This window comes from Luteimonas panaciterrae (genome assembly GCF_020511115.1).
Taxonomy (GTDB): domain Bacteria; phylum Pseudomonadota; class Gammaproteobacteria; order Xanthomonadales; family Xanthomonadaceae; genus Luteimonas; species Luteimonas panaciterrae.
This window is the reverse complement of sequence record NZ_JAJAVH010000011.1, coordinates 235,052-249,731: the sequence shown is the minus strand read 5'-3', so window position 1 is coordinate 249,731 and position 14,680 is coordinate 235,052. Positions and strand designations below refer to the sequence as shown.

Genomic DNA, 14,680 nt, shown 5'->3' with positions numbered 1-14,680 from the left:
GGACGGACCGCGCAGTTTACCTATATTCAGGCGAAAAGCCCGCTTTTCGGGCGGCGGTAGCGGGAAGCGCGGGCATTCCGGAACCGGGGCCCCGGAAAAGCGAAAGCCCCGCATCGCTGCGGGGCTTCCGGGATAACTGGCGGAGTGGACGGGACTCGAACCCGCGACCTCCGGCGTGACAGGCCAGCATTCTAACCGACTGAACTACCACTCCGCGTTTTTGAAACAAGGCACGTTTGAAACAACCGTGTCCGAAAATTGTACAGCATCCAAGAATGAATCGCTTCACCTTGGAAGAGTCCGCGCATCGCGTGTTGCTGGATCGCGCGGGCTCGTAGAGAAGATCTGCATTTACCTGGTGGGTGCTGAGGGTTTCGAACCCCCGACCCTCTCCGTGTAAAGGAGACGCTCTACCGCTGAGCTAAGCACCCCCGATTCGGGATTCTCCCGATACCGTCGCCAAGGCGGCGGTGGCGGGCCGATTAGTTTACGGCATCCTTCAGCGCCTTGCCAGCCTTGAAGACGGGGGCCTTGGAGGCGGGGATCTGGATCTTTTCCTTGGTCTGCGGGTTCAGACCGGTGCGCGCGGCGCGGCTGCGCACGTCGAACGAGCCGAAACCGGTCAGGCTGACCGTGCCGCCGCCCTTGAGCGTGCTGGCGATGCCGTCGAGGACGGCGTCGACCGCACGGCCCGCATCGGCCTTGGACAGGCCAGCACTCTCGGCGACATGGGAAACGAGATCGTTCTTATTCATTTGGATAAAAGCTCCATTTACGAAAAGTGGGCAGGACGAATGTCCCGCGGGATGTCATGACTGGATTCCCCTGTGCAGCAATGCGCGGGCTGTTCCCGTCGACGATGCGAGCAGGTATGTGACGACATGCCTACTTCGCGACCGCGCCGTTATACCAGCGCCCTACAGCCCAGGCAACAAAAAACGCCTGAAATCTCGCGGATTTCAGGCGTTTTGCATTACGCGTGAATGTCAATGCTTGACATCCGCGGGGGCGGATGGCTTGCGCGGGACGCGTGGGATTTTCTTCACCTGCTCTTTCACCTGCTCCTTCACGTCACCTGCAACCGCGTTCGGCGTCAGCGGACGTTCCAGCGCGAGATCGAGTACTTCGTCGATCCACTTCACGGGCACGATCTTCATCGTCTGGGTGACGGTCTTCGGAATATCGGCCAGATCCTTGCGGTTTTCTTCCGGAATGATCACGGTGCGGATGCCGCCGCGCATTGCAGCCAGCAGCTTTTCCTTCAGGCCACCGATCGCCGTGACCTTGCCGCGCAAGGTGATTTCACCGGTCATCGCCACATCGGCGCGCACCGGAATCTTGGTCAGCACCGAAACCAGCGAAGTCGCCATCGCGGTGCCCGCGCTCGGGCCATCCTTCGGCGTGGCACCGTCTGGCACGTGCACGTGCACGTCGAACTTCTGCAGGAAATCCAGCTCGATGCCGAGGCGTTCGGCACGTGCGCGCACCACCGACAGCGCGGCCGATGCGGATTCCTTCATCACGTCGCCGAGCTGGCCAGTGAGGATCAGCTGACCCTTGCCGGGCACGAGCGTGGATTCGATCTGCAGCAGATCGCCGCCGACCTCGGTCCAGGCCAAGCCGGTGACCAGACCGATTTCGTTTTCCTGTTCGGCGCGACCGAAGTCGTAGCGCTGCACACCGAGATACTTCTCGAGATTCTTCGACGAGACGCTGACGCCGCCCTTGGCCTTCTTCGCCTTCGCGCCCGCCGGTTGCGGACCGGCCAGTGCGATTTCCTTGACCACCTTGCGGCAGATCTTGGCGATCTCGCGTTCCAGGTTGCGCACGCCGGATTCACGCGTGTAGTAGCGCACGATGTCCTGGATCGCGCCGTCGGCGATCTTCAGTTCCTCGGCCTTGAGGCCGTTCGCCTTCATCTGCTTCGGCACGAGATAGCGCGTGGCGATGTTGATCTTCTCGTCCTCGGTGTAACCGGGGATGCGGATGACCTCCATGCGGTCGAGCAGCGGGCCAGGAATGTTCAGCGAGTTCGACGTCGCCACGAACATCACTTCGGACAGGTCGAGATCGACTTCGAGGTAATGGTCGTTGAAGGCGTTGTTCTGCTCGGGATCGAGCACTTCGAGCAATGCCGAGGACGGATCGCCGCGGAAGTCCATCGACATCTTGTCGATTTCGTCGAGCACGAACAGCGGGTTCTTGCTGCCGGCCTTGTTGAGGTTCTGCACGATGCGACCCGGCATCGAACCGACGTAGGTGCGGCGATGGCCACGGATCTCGGCCTCGTCGCGTACACCGCCGAGCGACATGCGCACGAACTTGCGGTTGGTCGCCTTGGCGATCGACTGGCCGAGCGAGGTCTTGCCGACGCCGGGCGGACCGACCAGGCACAGGATCGCGCCCTTCATCTGCTTCACGCGCGTCTGCACGGCGAGATATTCGAGGATGCGCTCCTTCACTTTCTCCAGGCCGTAATGATCGGCATCGAGCACGTCCTGCGCGGCCTTCAGATCCTTGCGGACCTTGCTGCGCTTCTTCCACGGCACGCCGAGCAGCCAGTCAAGATAGTTGCGCACCACCGCGGCCTCGGCCGACATCGGCGACATCTGCTTGAGCTTGTTGAACTCGGCCTTGGCCTTGGCCTCGACCGGCTTCGGCATGCCGCTCTCGGCGATCTTGCGCGCGATCTCGTCGAGGTCGTTGGGCGCGTCGTCGATCTCGCCCAGTTCCTTCTGGATCGCCTTCATCTGTTCGTTGAGGTAGTACTCGCGCTGCGACTTCTCCATCTGCGATTTGACGCGGCCGCGGATGCGCTTCTCCATCTGCTGCACGTCGATCTCGCCGTCGACGAAGCCGACCAGCAGCTCGAGGCGATCAGCGGTCTCGATGGTTTCCAGCAGGCGCTGCTTGTCGGCCAGGCGCACACCCAGATGCGCGGCGATGGTGTCGGCCAGGCGGCCGGGTTCGTCAATGCCGGAGAGCGTCTGCAGCAGTTCCGGCGGCAGCTTGCGATTGGTCTTGACGTACTGTTCGAACAGCGACATCAGCGAACGCGCCACCGCTTCCACCTCGCGGGTTTCGCGGGTGTCGGTGGAATCGATGACCACGCCGGTGCCGGTGAGCGAACCGTTGCGCGAGACGACTTTGTCCACGCGCGCGCGCGCCACGCCTTCCACCAGCACCTTGATGGTGCCGTCGGGCAGCTTCAGCAATTGCAGCACCTGCGCCAGCGTGCCGATCGCATACAGGTCCTCGGCGCCGGGGTCGTCGACCTCGGCCGATTTCTGCGCGACCAGCAGGATGCGCTTGTCGGATTCCATCGCCTGATCGAGCGCATGGATCGACTTGTCGCGGCCGACGAACAGCGGGATCACCATATGCGGGAACACGACGACGTCGCGCAGCGGCAACACCGGCAGTTCGAGCGTTTCGTGTTCGGTGGGGTGTGTCATGGGGGCTCCGAAGGAAGACAGCGGGCGGCCAATCCGGCCGCCATGGCCGTGTTATGGGGCCCCGGCCGGGACGATGCAAGCGCGGGAACCCTGTCATCCTTGGCAGGATGACAGGACTCCTTTCGGATCAATATCTTAGACGGCTCGGACAGACCTTTCCGCCGCCGGGACGAACCCGGCCGTCCCAGCCGCGGACGGTCCGCTCATTGCGGATTGATCCGTAGCATCGCCGCCTTGGACGGTACGCCTTTCTTGTCGATCACGAACAGCAAATAGAAGCCGGGCGGCGTCTGGTAGGCCTGGGCGGGGAAATTCACCTTCAGCGTCCCAGGGAAGACCGAGAACGGGAGTTCCAGGAAACGCTGGTCCATGTCGAAGGAGTGCGTCACCGAGCCGGCCTTGATCAGCGCAACGCGGCCGATGGATCGCGCCTGCGGCGTGCCGACGACGATCTGCTGGCCGACGCTCACCGTCATCGGCGCCGACAGGATCGTCGGCCGCTGCGCCCGCCTGCCCTGCGCGTCGAACAGGTACGGCGGGTAGTAGATCTCGGCATTGAGATTGCGCTGCGGCCCCGGCGCGCCGCCGCCCATGGTGAGGATGGTGGCGTCCGGCAGCAGCAACGATGTGGAATGGTAGAGCCGCATCTGCTTGGCGGTGGCGCCGAGCGTCCAGGTGTTGTTGCGCGGGTCGTAGATCTCGCTGGTGTAGGCGACGTGGTCGTCGACATTGTTCACCGCGCTGCCGCCCGAGACGAACACGCGGCCGTCGGGCATCACCGTGGCGTTGCCCCAGTGCCGGGCGTACTGCATCGGCGGCAACGCGGTCACCTTCGGCAGGCCCGTGCCGATGTCGATCAGGCTGGCGTTGCGGCTGGCCGCCATGCGATCGATGCCACCGCCGACCTGCAGGATGCGATCGGGCGCGAACATCACCGCCGAGGATGTGCCGCCGATGTTGTCGGTAGGGAACGAGCCGCGCGCGGTGATCGTTCCTGCACCGTTCGGATCGACTTCGTACATCGCTTTGTTGGCGATGCCGAAGATCTTGCCGTCCTTGTTGACGAAGTTGCGCGGATAGCCGCTGGCCAGATTGCCGGTCGGCGCGCCCGTCAGCAGACGGAACCTTCCGTCGGTGCCACGCACTTCCGGGTAGTCGGCGCCACCGGTGCCGCCCTGGATGTAGACCTCGCCGTTGGGCAGCGTGGTCGCGGTGGCGTACCAGCGTTCGCGGTTCATCGTGCCGGCACGCGTCAGACTGTCGTCGATCGGCCGGTACAGCGTGACGTCCGCATTCGGCGCGTTGGTCGAACGGCCGCTGACGGTGACGTCGCCGCCGTAGATCTCGACGTCGCCACTGGGCAGCAGCAATTGCGCGCTACAGAAGATGTCGACGTTGGTGGTGTTAGGCAGCAGTTGATGCGATGCCGCGTCCAGGCCGAGTTCCGGGTCCCAGACGTCGTAGACGAACAAACCAGTCTGCGTGCCATTGGCATCGCTGCCGTAGCTCAGCACGCGTCCCTCCGGCGTCAGCACGGCGTGGATGCCGATCAGCGGCCAGTCGAGAACGGGCGAGAAAGTGCCTTTGACTGGATCGCCGGTGTCCGGAACGGCGCTCGAGGCGCCGCCCTTTCGCGCGAGATCGAGCAATCTCGGCGGCAGGGCCTCGCCGCGCACGACCTTGTTGACGTCAGGCGGCACCTGCACGGCGGCGAGGAAGCTGTTGTCGTGTCCGTTGGCGTCGAACGGCGGCGGTTTGTCGGAAGTGGGAGAAAGCTCGAAGGAAGGATCGTTGCTGGCCGCGTAAGCTGCGATCGCCAGCACGCCAATCGTCAATGTGCCAAGCGCCAGCCCGTGGCGGCGGCTGCGGTGAAGCGTCGGTTTCATTGTCTCGGTCTGCTTTGTGGGAACGGTGATGTCGATCACGCAAGCAGCCACGCATGGCGCCCCCCTGCCCACCGATTTGCGTCGTTTATCATGCTTTTTATGTGACGACTCTCACATAAAAACAGGCCGATAGTGAAAATTTGGTTATTGCGCAGTTGGAGTGCTTCTCACGGGCTTAAAAGGCCTCGCGCACGACACGACTGCGCCGTGGACGAAATTCCGTTGCGCGTTCGCGTCTAAAAAAAGATGTCGCCGTGGCAGGACGGCAGACCGCGAAATCATCCAAAGGATGTCGATGAAACAGGCCACTGCCCTGCGCTCGAACAGCCGCCTTTGCCGGACTTCGGCATGAAACCCGCATCTCATCGCGGCCGATGCCTGGCCACGCATGTGGTTCACCCGGCCGTCCGGTCGAAGACCGGAACGGCCGCGTATTCCGCTAGAACTGCAGACTCCACTTGTCGATCCTGTCGACGTCCGGCGATGCGTTGTCGTTGACGCGCAGCTTCCAGGTGCCGTTGGCGGCTTCCGACGAAGCGTTCACGGTAGAGGTCTTGTTGATGTTGTCGGCGCTGCCGCCGCTGCGGTTGTGCAGGCTGCAGACGTTGCCGTCCGGCGCCGCCAGACGACCTTCAGATAGTGACAGGCATCGCGCCAGCCATTCTTTGGCCGTAACGCGGGACTAGAAGAATGCGGCTCGTGCACGACGAGGAACGCGAACCGGCGCGCCAGAACGGCGCACCGGGGATACCGTAGAAACGACCTTTACTCGGCCGAAGCGACCTTGGGCTGGACCGGCGTGTTCTGGTAGATCAGATACGGATCGGACTTGTGTTCGATCACCGATTCGTCGACCACCACCTTGCTGACGTTCTCCAGCGACGGCAGGTCGTACATCGTATCCAGCAGCACCGACTCGACGATGGTGCGCAGACCACGCGCGCCGGTCTTGCGCTTGAGCGCCTTGCGCGCGATCGCGGCGAGTGCGTCGGGGCGGAACTCCAGTTCCACGCCTTCCATCTCGAACAGCTTCTTGAACTGCTTGCTGATCGCGTTCTTCGGCTCGGTGAGGATCTTCACCAGCGCGGCTTCGTCCAGCTCCTCGAGCGTGGCGACCACCGGCAGGCGGCCGACGAACTCGGGGATCAGGCCGAACTTGATCAGATCTTCCGGCTCGACATCGGCCAGCACCTTGCCGACCTCGGTCTTGCGCTCGGAGCTCTTGATCTTCGCGCCGAAGCCAATCCCGCCGGCCTCGGTGCTGCGCTGCTGGATGATCTTGTCCAGACCGGCGAACGCGCCACCGACGATGAAGAGGATGTTGCGCGTGTCCACCTGCAGGAATTCCTGCTGCGGATGCTTGCGTCCGCCCTGCGGCGGCACGCTGGCGATGGTGCCTTCGATCAGCTTCAGCAGCGCCTGCTGCACGCCTTCGCCGGACACGTCGCGAGTGATCGACGGGTTTTCGCTCTTGCGCGAAATCTTGTCGATCTCATCGATATAGACGATGCCGGCCTGCGCCTTCTCGACGTCGTAGTCGCATTTCTGCAACAGCTTCTGGATGATGTTCTCGACGTCCTCGCCCACGTAACCGGCTTCGGTCAGCGTGGTGGCGTCGGCCATCGTGAAGGGAACGTTGAGCAGGCGCGCCAGCGTTTCGGCGAGCAAGGTCTTGCCCGAACCGGTCGGACCGACCAGCAGGATGTTCGACTTCGCCAGTTCGACATCGTCGTTCTTCTGCCGGCTCTCGATGCGCTTGTAATGGTTGTACACCGCCACGGCGAGCGTGCGCTTGGCGCGCTGCTGCCCGATCACGTACTGGTCGAGAACCTCGAGGATTTCCTTCGGCTTGGGCAGGCTGCTGCGTGCCGACTGGGCCTTTTCCTCGAGTTCCTCGCGAATGATGTCGTTGCACAACTCGACGCATTCGTCGCAGATGAACACACTCGGGCCCGCGATCAGTTTGCGGACCTCGTGCTGGCTTTTCCCGCAGAACGAGCAATACAGAATCTTGTTGCTGTCGCCGCCGGAACGGCCGGGTCTGTCTTCGCTCATGCTTTCGCCAATCTGTGATGCGGGGTCATAGGACTACGACCCGAGAATACCATGCTGCGCAACGCGCATGCGGGGATCGGAATCAGAGCGGCCGTAGCCGCCAAATAACTGATTCTGCATTGTTTTTGGCCGACTCGCTTGCCTGATCCTGCCAATCACACCAGCTCACGCCGGCTGGATCGATTCTTCCGGGCGCCGTTCGAGCACCTGATCGACCAGGCCGTATTCCTTCGCGGCCTCGGCGCTCTTGAAGTTGTCGCGGTCGGTATCGCGGGCGATGGTTTCGATCGGCTGGCCGGTGTGCTTGGCCAGGATCTCGTTCAGGCGCTGGCGCATGGCCAGGATCTCGCGCGCCTGGATGTCGATGTCGGTCGCCTGGCCCTGGGCGCCGCCGAGCGGCTGATGGATCATCACCCGCGAGTTCGGCAGCGCGTAGCGCTTGCCTGGTGCGCCGGCCGCCAGCAGCACGGCGCCCATGCTGGCCGCCTGGCCAACGCAGATCGTGCTCACGTCCGGCTTGATGAACTGCATGGTGTCGTAGATCGCCATGCCGGAGGTGACGACGCCGCCCGGCGAGTTGATGTACAGGCTGATGTCCTTTTCCGGATTCTCGGCTTCCAGGAACAGCATCTGCGCCACGATCACGTTGGCGACGTGGTCGTCGATGCCGCCGACCAGGAAGATCACACGTTCCTTCAGCAGACGCGAATAGATGTCGTAGGCACGCTCGCCGCGGCTGGTCTGTTCAACCACCATCGGGACGAGGTTCAGAGCTTTGGTTTCCATCTTTCTACCTGCTGATTGAAGGTCTGGGGCCCGCAGGACCCGCCTCAGTTCTGGATCGCTTCCTGGAACGTGAGCGGTTGTTCGGTGTGCTGGGCGCGCTCGGCGATCCAATCGATCACCTGCTCTTCCATAACACGGTTCTGCAGTCCCGACATCAATTGGGGATCGTTGCGGTACAACTCAATGACCTGATCCGGCTCCTCGTAGGTCGAAGCGATCAGGCGCATCGTCTCATTCACACGCTTGGGGTCCAGGCGCAGTTCGTTGCGGCGGGCGACCTCGCCCACCAGCAGGCCGACCAGGACGCGCTTGCGGGCGGCATCGAGGTAGGGGGTGTGGGCATCTTCCGGCAGTTCGACCTGCTGGCCGCGGCGGCGGGCCTGCTCGACGTCCTGCTGCAGCATCGAACGGGCCTCGTTCTCGACCAGCTTCGGCGGCATCTCGACGCTCGCATAGGCCGCCACCAGCTGCTCACCGACCTCGCGACGCAGGCGGTTCATCAGCGCGCCCTTCAGCTCGCGCTCCAGGTTGGTGCGGATATCGGCGCGGAACTGGTCGATCTCACCGCTCTTCACGCCGAAGCTCTTGATGAAGGCAGCGTCGACCTCGGGCAGCACGGCCTCGGAGACCTGCTCGGCCTTCAGATGCACTTGCGCGGTCTTGCCGGCCAGCTGCGGCACGCGCCAGTCGGCCGGGAAGGTCACATCGACGGTCTTTTCCTCGTCCTTCTTCAGCCCGGCCAGCGCGTTCTCCACGTCCGGGTACATGCCGCCGGAGCCGATCACGGTGACGCCACGCTCCACGCCCTCGGCCGGCAGGCGCTCATCGCCGATCTGCGACCAGGTTTCCACGTCGACCGCGTCACCAGCCTGGGCGGCACGGGTGACCGCGCTCCAGGTGCGGCGCTGCAGGCGCAGGTTCTCGATCATGCGGTCGATGTCGGCCTCGGTCACGTCCGAGGTGTTGCGGATCACCTGCAGCTTGGCCACGTCGATCTCGCCGAAATCCGGCACCACCTCGAAGGTGGCGACGTAGGCCAGTTCCTTCTCGCCGGCCTCGGGGCTCGGCTCGATGCGCGGAGCACCGGCCAGGCGCAGCGCGTTGTCGCGCACGGCCTCATCAAGACCTTCACGCAGCAGGCCGTCGAGGATTTCCGCGCGGACCTGCTGACCGAAGCGCTGCTCGATCACCTTGGCCGGCACCTTGCCGGGGCGGAAGCCCTTGATGCGCGCCGTGCGCGCGATCTCGCGCAAACGGCCGCCAACCTGGGTATCCAGGCGTTCGGTGGGCACGCGAAAGGTGATGCGGCGTTCGAGATTGCCTGTGTTTTCGACCGAGACCTGCATTTGAACTCCTGACTGTCGCCGGCCGAGTCGGAGCCGACGACGCGATGGGCACATTTAGTGAGCGGCTGGCCGACCACGACGCCGGCTTGCGCGGACACCCTGGGGACGGGCCAATCGAACTGACTATTTTGGCCGAATCCCGCCCCGCCCGCCACTAATTCGAGCGAAACCAGCGACCGACGGACCCAAAAACACGCCCCTACCCGCCAATTGGCCCTCGGCGATCCACTTCCTGGAGAAAAGCCCCCTTAGCAAGGGGGCGCCGCGAAGCGGCGGGGTTTGGAAGCATGCACCTGGGGCCCAAAGTTTGCCTCGCAAACTTTGGGAGCTTGATTGGCGATGCCAATCAAGCTGGTGCGAAAGGCGGGACTCGAACCCGCACGCCTTGCGGCACTGGAACCTAAATCCAGGGCGTCTACCAATTCCGCCACTTTCGCATCGCCGGCCCGCGGCCGGGAGGCCGCGGACGGTTCAGTTGCGCGACTGCAGCTTCGACAGCAGGCGCAGGAACTCGAGATACAGCCACACCAGGGTGACCATCAGGCCGAACGCCCCGTACCACTCCATGTACTTCGGCGCGCCCTGCTCCACCCCGGTCTCGATGAAATCGAAGTCCAGCACCAGATTCAGCGCCGCGATCACCACCACGAACAGGCTGAAACCGATGCCGATCACCCCGGAATCGTGGATGTAGGGGATGTTGATGTTGAACAGGCGCAGCACCATCGTCGCCAGATAGATCACGAAGATGCCGCCGGTGGCCGCGACCACGCCGAGCTTGAAGTTCTCGGTGGCCTTGATCAGCCCGGAGCGGTAGGCGAACAGCAGCGCGAACAGCGTGCCGAAGGTCAGCATCACCGCCTGCATCACGATGCCCTGGTACAGGTGGTTGTAGACGGCGGAAATCGCGCCGAGGAAGAAACCTTCCGCCAGCGCGTACAACGGCGCCGTCACCGGCGCCCACTCCTTCTTGAACACCGTCACCATCGCCAGCACGAAGCCGACGAGCGCGCCGCCCCAGATGTAGGCCGTGCCGTTGCTCACGCCGGAGGCGGAAAATTCGATCTGATTCCAGGCGAAGGCGCCGGTGATCAGGCTCAGCAACAGCAAGAGCCCGGTCTTGTTGACGGTGCCGCCGAGGGTCATCGCCGCGCCGTCACGCGAGACCACGCTCCCGCTGGCGAGGTCGAGGAACGTGGATTCCTTAAGGGCTGGATTGCCGCTGCGCATCATGGTGTGTGCCTCGCCGAGGAGGGTAGCTGGCTGAAGAAGACATGAGGATACAGTGCAATCGGTTTCAAGCGTGCGTTGACAGCCTATCGGCGGGTCCCGGACAATGACGGCCCTTCGCGGTGCCCCGGCCTAAATGCTGGACGCTCCGGGAATCCGAACCAACCGCTCGATCCGGCGGGGTATAGCGCAGTCTGGTAGCGCGCCTGCTTTGGGAGCAGGATGTCGGGGGTTCGAATCCCTCTACCCCGACCATCCTGGCCACGACGCGCGCGTCCAGCTGCCCCGCTATCCATGCGTGGCCGTTATCATGGATGCACGCGCCCGTAGCTCAACCGGATAGAGCACCGGCCTTCTAAGCCGGTGGTTGTGGGTTCGAGTCCCGCCGGGCGCGCCAGAACAGGCCGTGAAAACGGGCGTTCCGCGGAAGTTTCAATGGTGGCTGTAGCTCAGCTGGTTAGAGTACTGGATTGTGATTCCAGATGTCGGGGGTTCGAGTCCCCTCAGCCACCCCAATTTGTTATCATTGCAGTTCGGGGCCGTTAGCTCAGTTGGTAGAGCAGTTGACTCTTAATCAATAGGTCCAAGGTTCGAATCCTTGACGGCCCACCAAACAAGAAAGGCTTGGCATCGCTGCCAAGCCTTTTTTCTTATCTGCATCGCAATGATGCTGCGCATGGCGTTCGTGCGGCTTTCACGCGCGACTACGTGATCTGCGCCGCCGCTTCCCGCCGTCTCCCCGGCCACAGCATGAACAGCACAGTCCCCCCCAGCAGCGCCCAGCAGTAATGCGCCTTGCCGATCAGTGCAAGCGGTGACAACGAAGCCAACGACGCCGCCAGCAGAATCTGCGCGCCGTAAGGCAACAGGCTCTGCACGCTGCAAACGAAGATGTCGAGCAAGCTCGCCGCGCGCGCCGGCGGCACGCCGTGTCGCTCCGCGATATCGCGGGCGACGTTGCCGCTGATCAGGATCGCGACGGTGTTGTTGGCGGTGAAGACATCCGTCAGCGAGGCCAATGCCGCGAGGCTCCACTCGCCGCTGCGCAACCCCGTGCTGCCGCGCGCGATGCGCGAGATCTGCGCCGCGAGCCAGGCCAGTCCGCCGCTGGCCTTGATCAGCGCGCCGAGGCCGCCGATCAGCAATGCCAGCAGCGTGATCTCGACGACACTCTCGAAGCCGCTGTAGATGTCGCCGGTGAACTGGATCGGGCTGTAACCATCCGCCGCGAAGATCGCGCCGATCACCGCCGCGAACACCAGGCCGATACCGAGCACGACGAGCACGTCGAAACCGGCGATCGCCAATCCCAATACCAGCAGATACGGCAGGATCAGCCACGGCGAAGCATGCTCGCTTGATTCCACCGGCGAGGCCTCGCCGACGAAACCGAGGATGCCGAGCGTGAGCAATGCGGCCGGCAACGCGATCTTGAAGTTCTCGCGGAATTTCGCGCGCACGCTGCAGCCTTGCGTGCGCGCGGCGGCGATGGCGGTGTCCGAGATCACCGAGAGGTTGTCGCCGAAGGTCGCGCCACCCAGCACCGCGCCGATCACCAGCGCGCGATCCAGCCCCGAGGCATCGGCGACGCCGAGCGCGATCGGCGTGACCGCCGCGATCGTGCCCATCGAGGAACCGACCGCCAGCGACAGGAATCCCGCCATCAGGAACAGACCCGGCAGGATCAGCGCCGGCGGCAGCGCGCCGACGCCGAGCGACACCACGGCGTCGACGGCACCGATCTGCTTGGTCACCGTCGCGAACGCGCCGGCGAGCAGGAAGATCAGGCACATCAGGATGATGTTCGAATCACCGATGCCTTCCAGCAATTTGTCCATGGCCGGCACGCCGCGGCGATGCGCGATCCACAGCGCCAGCGCGAGCGCCGGCAGGATCGCCACCGGCGCGTGCAGCTGATAGAAGCCCATGGTGTCGCCGCGGCTGGTGAACCAGAGGCCGGCGCCGAAGAACACGGCTAGGAACAGCAGCAGCGGCGTCAGCGCCAGGACACTGGGGCGATCATTCATCGCTCTATCCGGATAAAAAGATTGGATAATTGTGCGACGCAGCATCCCCTCTGTCCAGCGCATGGCCGGAACGATCGCCTTGCGGGGATGGAACGAGGCCCGGCCCCGAAACCGGGATCAGCGCGCCCCGGCCTGCCGTGAGGCGGCCGCGACTGCCTGTTCCGGCTCGACCCGCTGCAACTGCAGACGACGCAGCCGGCGGCTGGTGACCGTCAGCCCGTCCACCGCGTTCCCGGTCGAGCGGGTGAAGGTCACCGTCCACGATTGCGCTGTCGCGAAACGGTCCCCGCCCACGGCTTCGAGCGCCATCCCGGGCTGCTTCAGCCACTGCAGCAGCAATTTGCCGTCCTTCAGTGCCACCGTGTAGGTCGTCCCGGTCTCGTCGCTGCGGTACTGCCCCACCAGCGCCTCCAGCGCCGCGGCCGTGGGCTTCGGCTCGTCCACGCGCCGGAAAATCCGCGCGGTCGGCCAGAAGTCGACGATGCTCAGCTCGGTCGCCGCGCCGATGTTGCGGAAGGACCATTCCTGCACGGTCTCGCCGACACGGAACGTTTCTGCGCCGGTGGGGATCAATGCTCCGCGCACTCCGGCCGCACGCAAGGCGCCATCCTTGAACTCCAGACGCGCGACCTCGTCGGTCACGGGATTCCAGTAAGTCCCGGCCAGCGCTTCGCGCCGGCCCGGCGGCACGGTCACTTCGGGTTTGATGTCGGTGCCGAGCTGATCGCCCAGATAGACCTCGGCCACCTCGCGCGTCAGTTCGTCGGGCACGATCGTGGTGCCGTTGCACAAGGCGACGATGCCCAGGCGCTGCTCGGGGAAGAGGATAGTGTCGGCGCGATACCCGCCTTCCAGACCGTCGTGCCCGATCGTCTTCAGCCCGCGGCAGCTGCGCACGCGCAGCCCCCCGCCGTAGCCGATCTCGGTGCCGTCGTTGAGCCGGCCCGAAGTCAGCATCTGTCGCTGCACATCTTTTCCGCCGATGCGGCCATCGACCAGGTTCTGCTGCCACTTGAGCACATCGCCCACCGTCGTCAGCAGCGTGCTCGAACCGTAGTAGTCGGCGGAGGGAATGCTCGTGCGCCAAGCCCCCTTCTCGTCCGAACGATAGGCCGCGGCGCGACGCGGGACGATCTTGTTGTGATCCTCCTGAAACTGCGTGTCGCGCATGCCCAGCGGCTCGAAAATGCGTTCGCGCGCGAACTCCGGCAGCGCCTTGCCAGACACCCGCTTCACAATCTCCGCCAGCAGGACATAGCCGCTGTTGTTGTAGCTCACCTCGCTGCCGGGCACGAAATTCAAGCCGCGCTGTTTCGCGAGGACTTTCAGCATGTCGTCCTGCGCGAACACATCGTCGGAACGCCAGCCCGACATGAACAGTAGTTGCCCCTGTTCGCGCAAACCGTTGGTGTGGTGCATCAGGTGCGAGAGGGTCAGCGGCTTGCCGTAGTCCGCCAGTTCCGGCAGGTATTTGTGGACGTCGTCGTCCAGCGACAACTTGCCCTCCTGCGCCAGCAGCAGGATCGAGAACGCGGTGAACTGCTTGGAAACCGAGGCCACGTGGAAGACCGAGTCCGGCGCGATGGCGATGCCATGTTCCAGATTCGACATGCCGTAACCGCGCACGTACTCCGGCACACCATCACGCGAAACGCCGACCGCGCAGCCCGGTGTCTGCGTGCCGGCCCATGGCGCGAAGATCGCATCCACCCGCTTGTGGAGATCGGCTCGCGACGCGCTCGTGTCCTGTGCGTCGGCGACGGGAATGACCGATGCGGTGAGGATCGCCGACAAGAAAGCGGATCGAGCGACGCGCATGGAATCCCCCGGCAATGAAATGTCGGGGTGGACGCTATCACCGCCTGCGAAGAAGCGGCATCGGTCGAAAGTCAGGC

10 protein-coding genes and 7 tRNA genes are annotated in these 14,680 nt (G+C 63.9%); 4 read left to right on the top strand and 13 right to left on the bottom strand.

Annotated elements, in window-relative coordinates:
• Nucleotides 1-137 precede the first annotated feature (137 nt).
• The 11 genes from LG367_RS14030 to LG367_RS13980 form a co-directional block, all read right to left on the bottom strand.
• A tRNA-Asp gene (locus LG367_RS14030) sits at nt 138-214 on the bottom strand.
• A gap of 142 nt (nt 215-356) precedes the next feature.
• Nucleotides 357-431 (bottom strand) — tRNA-Val (locus tag LG367_RS14025).
• A gap of 51 nt (nt 432-482) precedes the next feature.
• Nucleotides 483-755, bottom strand: coding sequence for an HU family DNA-binding protein (locus tag LG367_RS14020; protein WP_226469869.1), 273 nt, complete (start codon nt 753-755; stop codon nt 483-485).
• Between the two features lie 231 nt (nt 756-986).
• Nucleotides 987-3,455 carry an endopeptidase La gene (gene lon, locus LG367_RS14015; protein WP_226469868.1) on the bottom strand — a complete coding sequence of 823 codons (2,469 nt, stop codon included), beginning with the start codon at nt 3,453-3,455 and terminating at the stop codon, nt 987-989.
• 203 nt (nt 3,456-3,658) lie between these two features.
• The gene (locus LG367_RS14010; protein ID WP_226469867.1) at nt 3,659-5,341 is read right to left on the bottom strand and encodes a galactose oxidase early set domain-containing protein; all 1,683 of its coding nucleotides are present in this window, start codon (nt 5,339-5,341) and stop codon (nt 3,659-3,661) included.
• A gap of 439 nt (nt 5,342-5,780) precedes the next feature.
• Nucleotides 5,781-5,966, bottom strand: coding sequence for a proprotein convertase P-domain-containing protein (locus LG367_RS14005; protein WP_226469930.1), 186 nt, complete (start codon nt 5,964-5,966; stop codon nt 5,781-5,783).
• 140 nt (nt 5,967-6,106) lie between these two features.
• Entirely contained in the window at nt 6,107-7,396 is a 1,290-nt protein-coding gene (clpX, locus tag LG367_RS14000) for an ATP-dependent Clp protease ATP-binding subunit ClpX (RefSeq protein ID WP_226469866.1), read from the bottom strand.
• Between the two features lie 165 nt (nt 7,397-7,561).
• Nucleotides 7,562-8,182, bottom strand: a complete 621-nt coding sequence (gene clpP, locus LG367_RS13995) for an ATP-dependent Clp endopeptidase proteolytic subunit ClpP (protein WP_226469865.1) — start codon at nt 8,180-8,182, stop codon at nt 7,562-7,564.
• 44 nt (nt 8,183-8,226) lie between these two features.
• The gene (gene tig / locus LG367_RS13990) at nt 8,227-9,528 is read right to left on the bottom strand and encodes a trigger factor (protein WP_226469864.1); all 1,302 of its coding nucleotides are present in this window, start codon (nt 9,526-9,528) and stop codon (nt 8,227-8,229) included.
• A gap of 352 nt (nt 9,529-9,880) precedes the next feature.
• Nucleotides 9,881-9,965: transfer RNA gene (locus LG367_RS13985), tRNA-Leu, on the bottom strand.
• A gap of 34 nt (nt 9,966-9,999) precedes the next feature.
• Complete coding sequence (locus LG367_RS13980) at nt 10,000-10,758, bottom strand: Bax inhibitor-1/YccA family protein (protein ID WP_226469929.1); 759 nt, start codon at nt 10,756-10,758, stop codon at nt 10,000-10,002.
• A gap of 178 nt (nt 10,759-10,936) precedes the next feature.
• On the opposite strand from LG367_RS13980, the gene LG367_RS13975 reads away from it, so the two are divergent.
• The 4 genes from LG367_RS13975 to LG367_RS13960 all read left to right on the top strand — a co-directional run bounded on the left by LG367_RS13975 (nt 10,937) and on the right by LG367_RS13960 (nt 11,370).
• Nucleotides 10,937-11,013 (top strand) — tRNA-Pro (locus LG367_RS13975).
• 65 nt (nt 11,014-11,078) lie between these two features.
• Nucleotides 11,079-11,155 (top strand) — tRNA-Arg (locus tag LG367_RS13970).
• 41 nt (nt 11,156-11,196) lie between these two features.
• Nucleotides 11,197-11,273: transfer RNA gene (locus LG367_RS13965), tRNA-His, on the top strand.
• Nucleotides 11,274-11,294: 21 nt separating this feature from the next.
• Nucleotides 11,295-11,370 (top strand) — tRNA-Lys (locus tag LG367_RS13960).
• Between the two features lie 92 nt (nt 11,371-11,462).
• Here LG367_RS13960 and LG367_RS13955 read toward each other — a convergent pair.
• Entirely contained in the window at nt 11,463-12,785 is a 1,323-nt protein-coding gene (locus tag LG367_RS13955; RefSeq protein ID WP_226469863.1) for a Na+/H+ antiporter NhaC family protein, read from the bottom strand.
• Between the two features lie 117 nt (nt 12,786-12,902).
• Complete coding sequence (locus LG367_RS13950; protein WP_226469862.1) at nt 12,903-14,603, bottom strand: serine hydrolase; 1,701 nt, start codon at nt 14,601-14,603, stop codon at nt 12,903-12,905.
• Nucleotides 14,604-14,680: the final 77 nt, after the last annotated feature.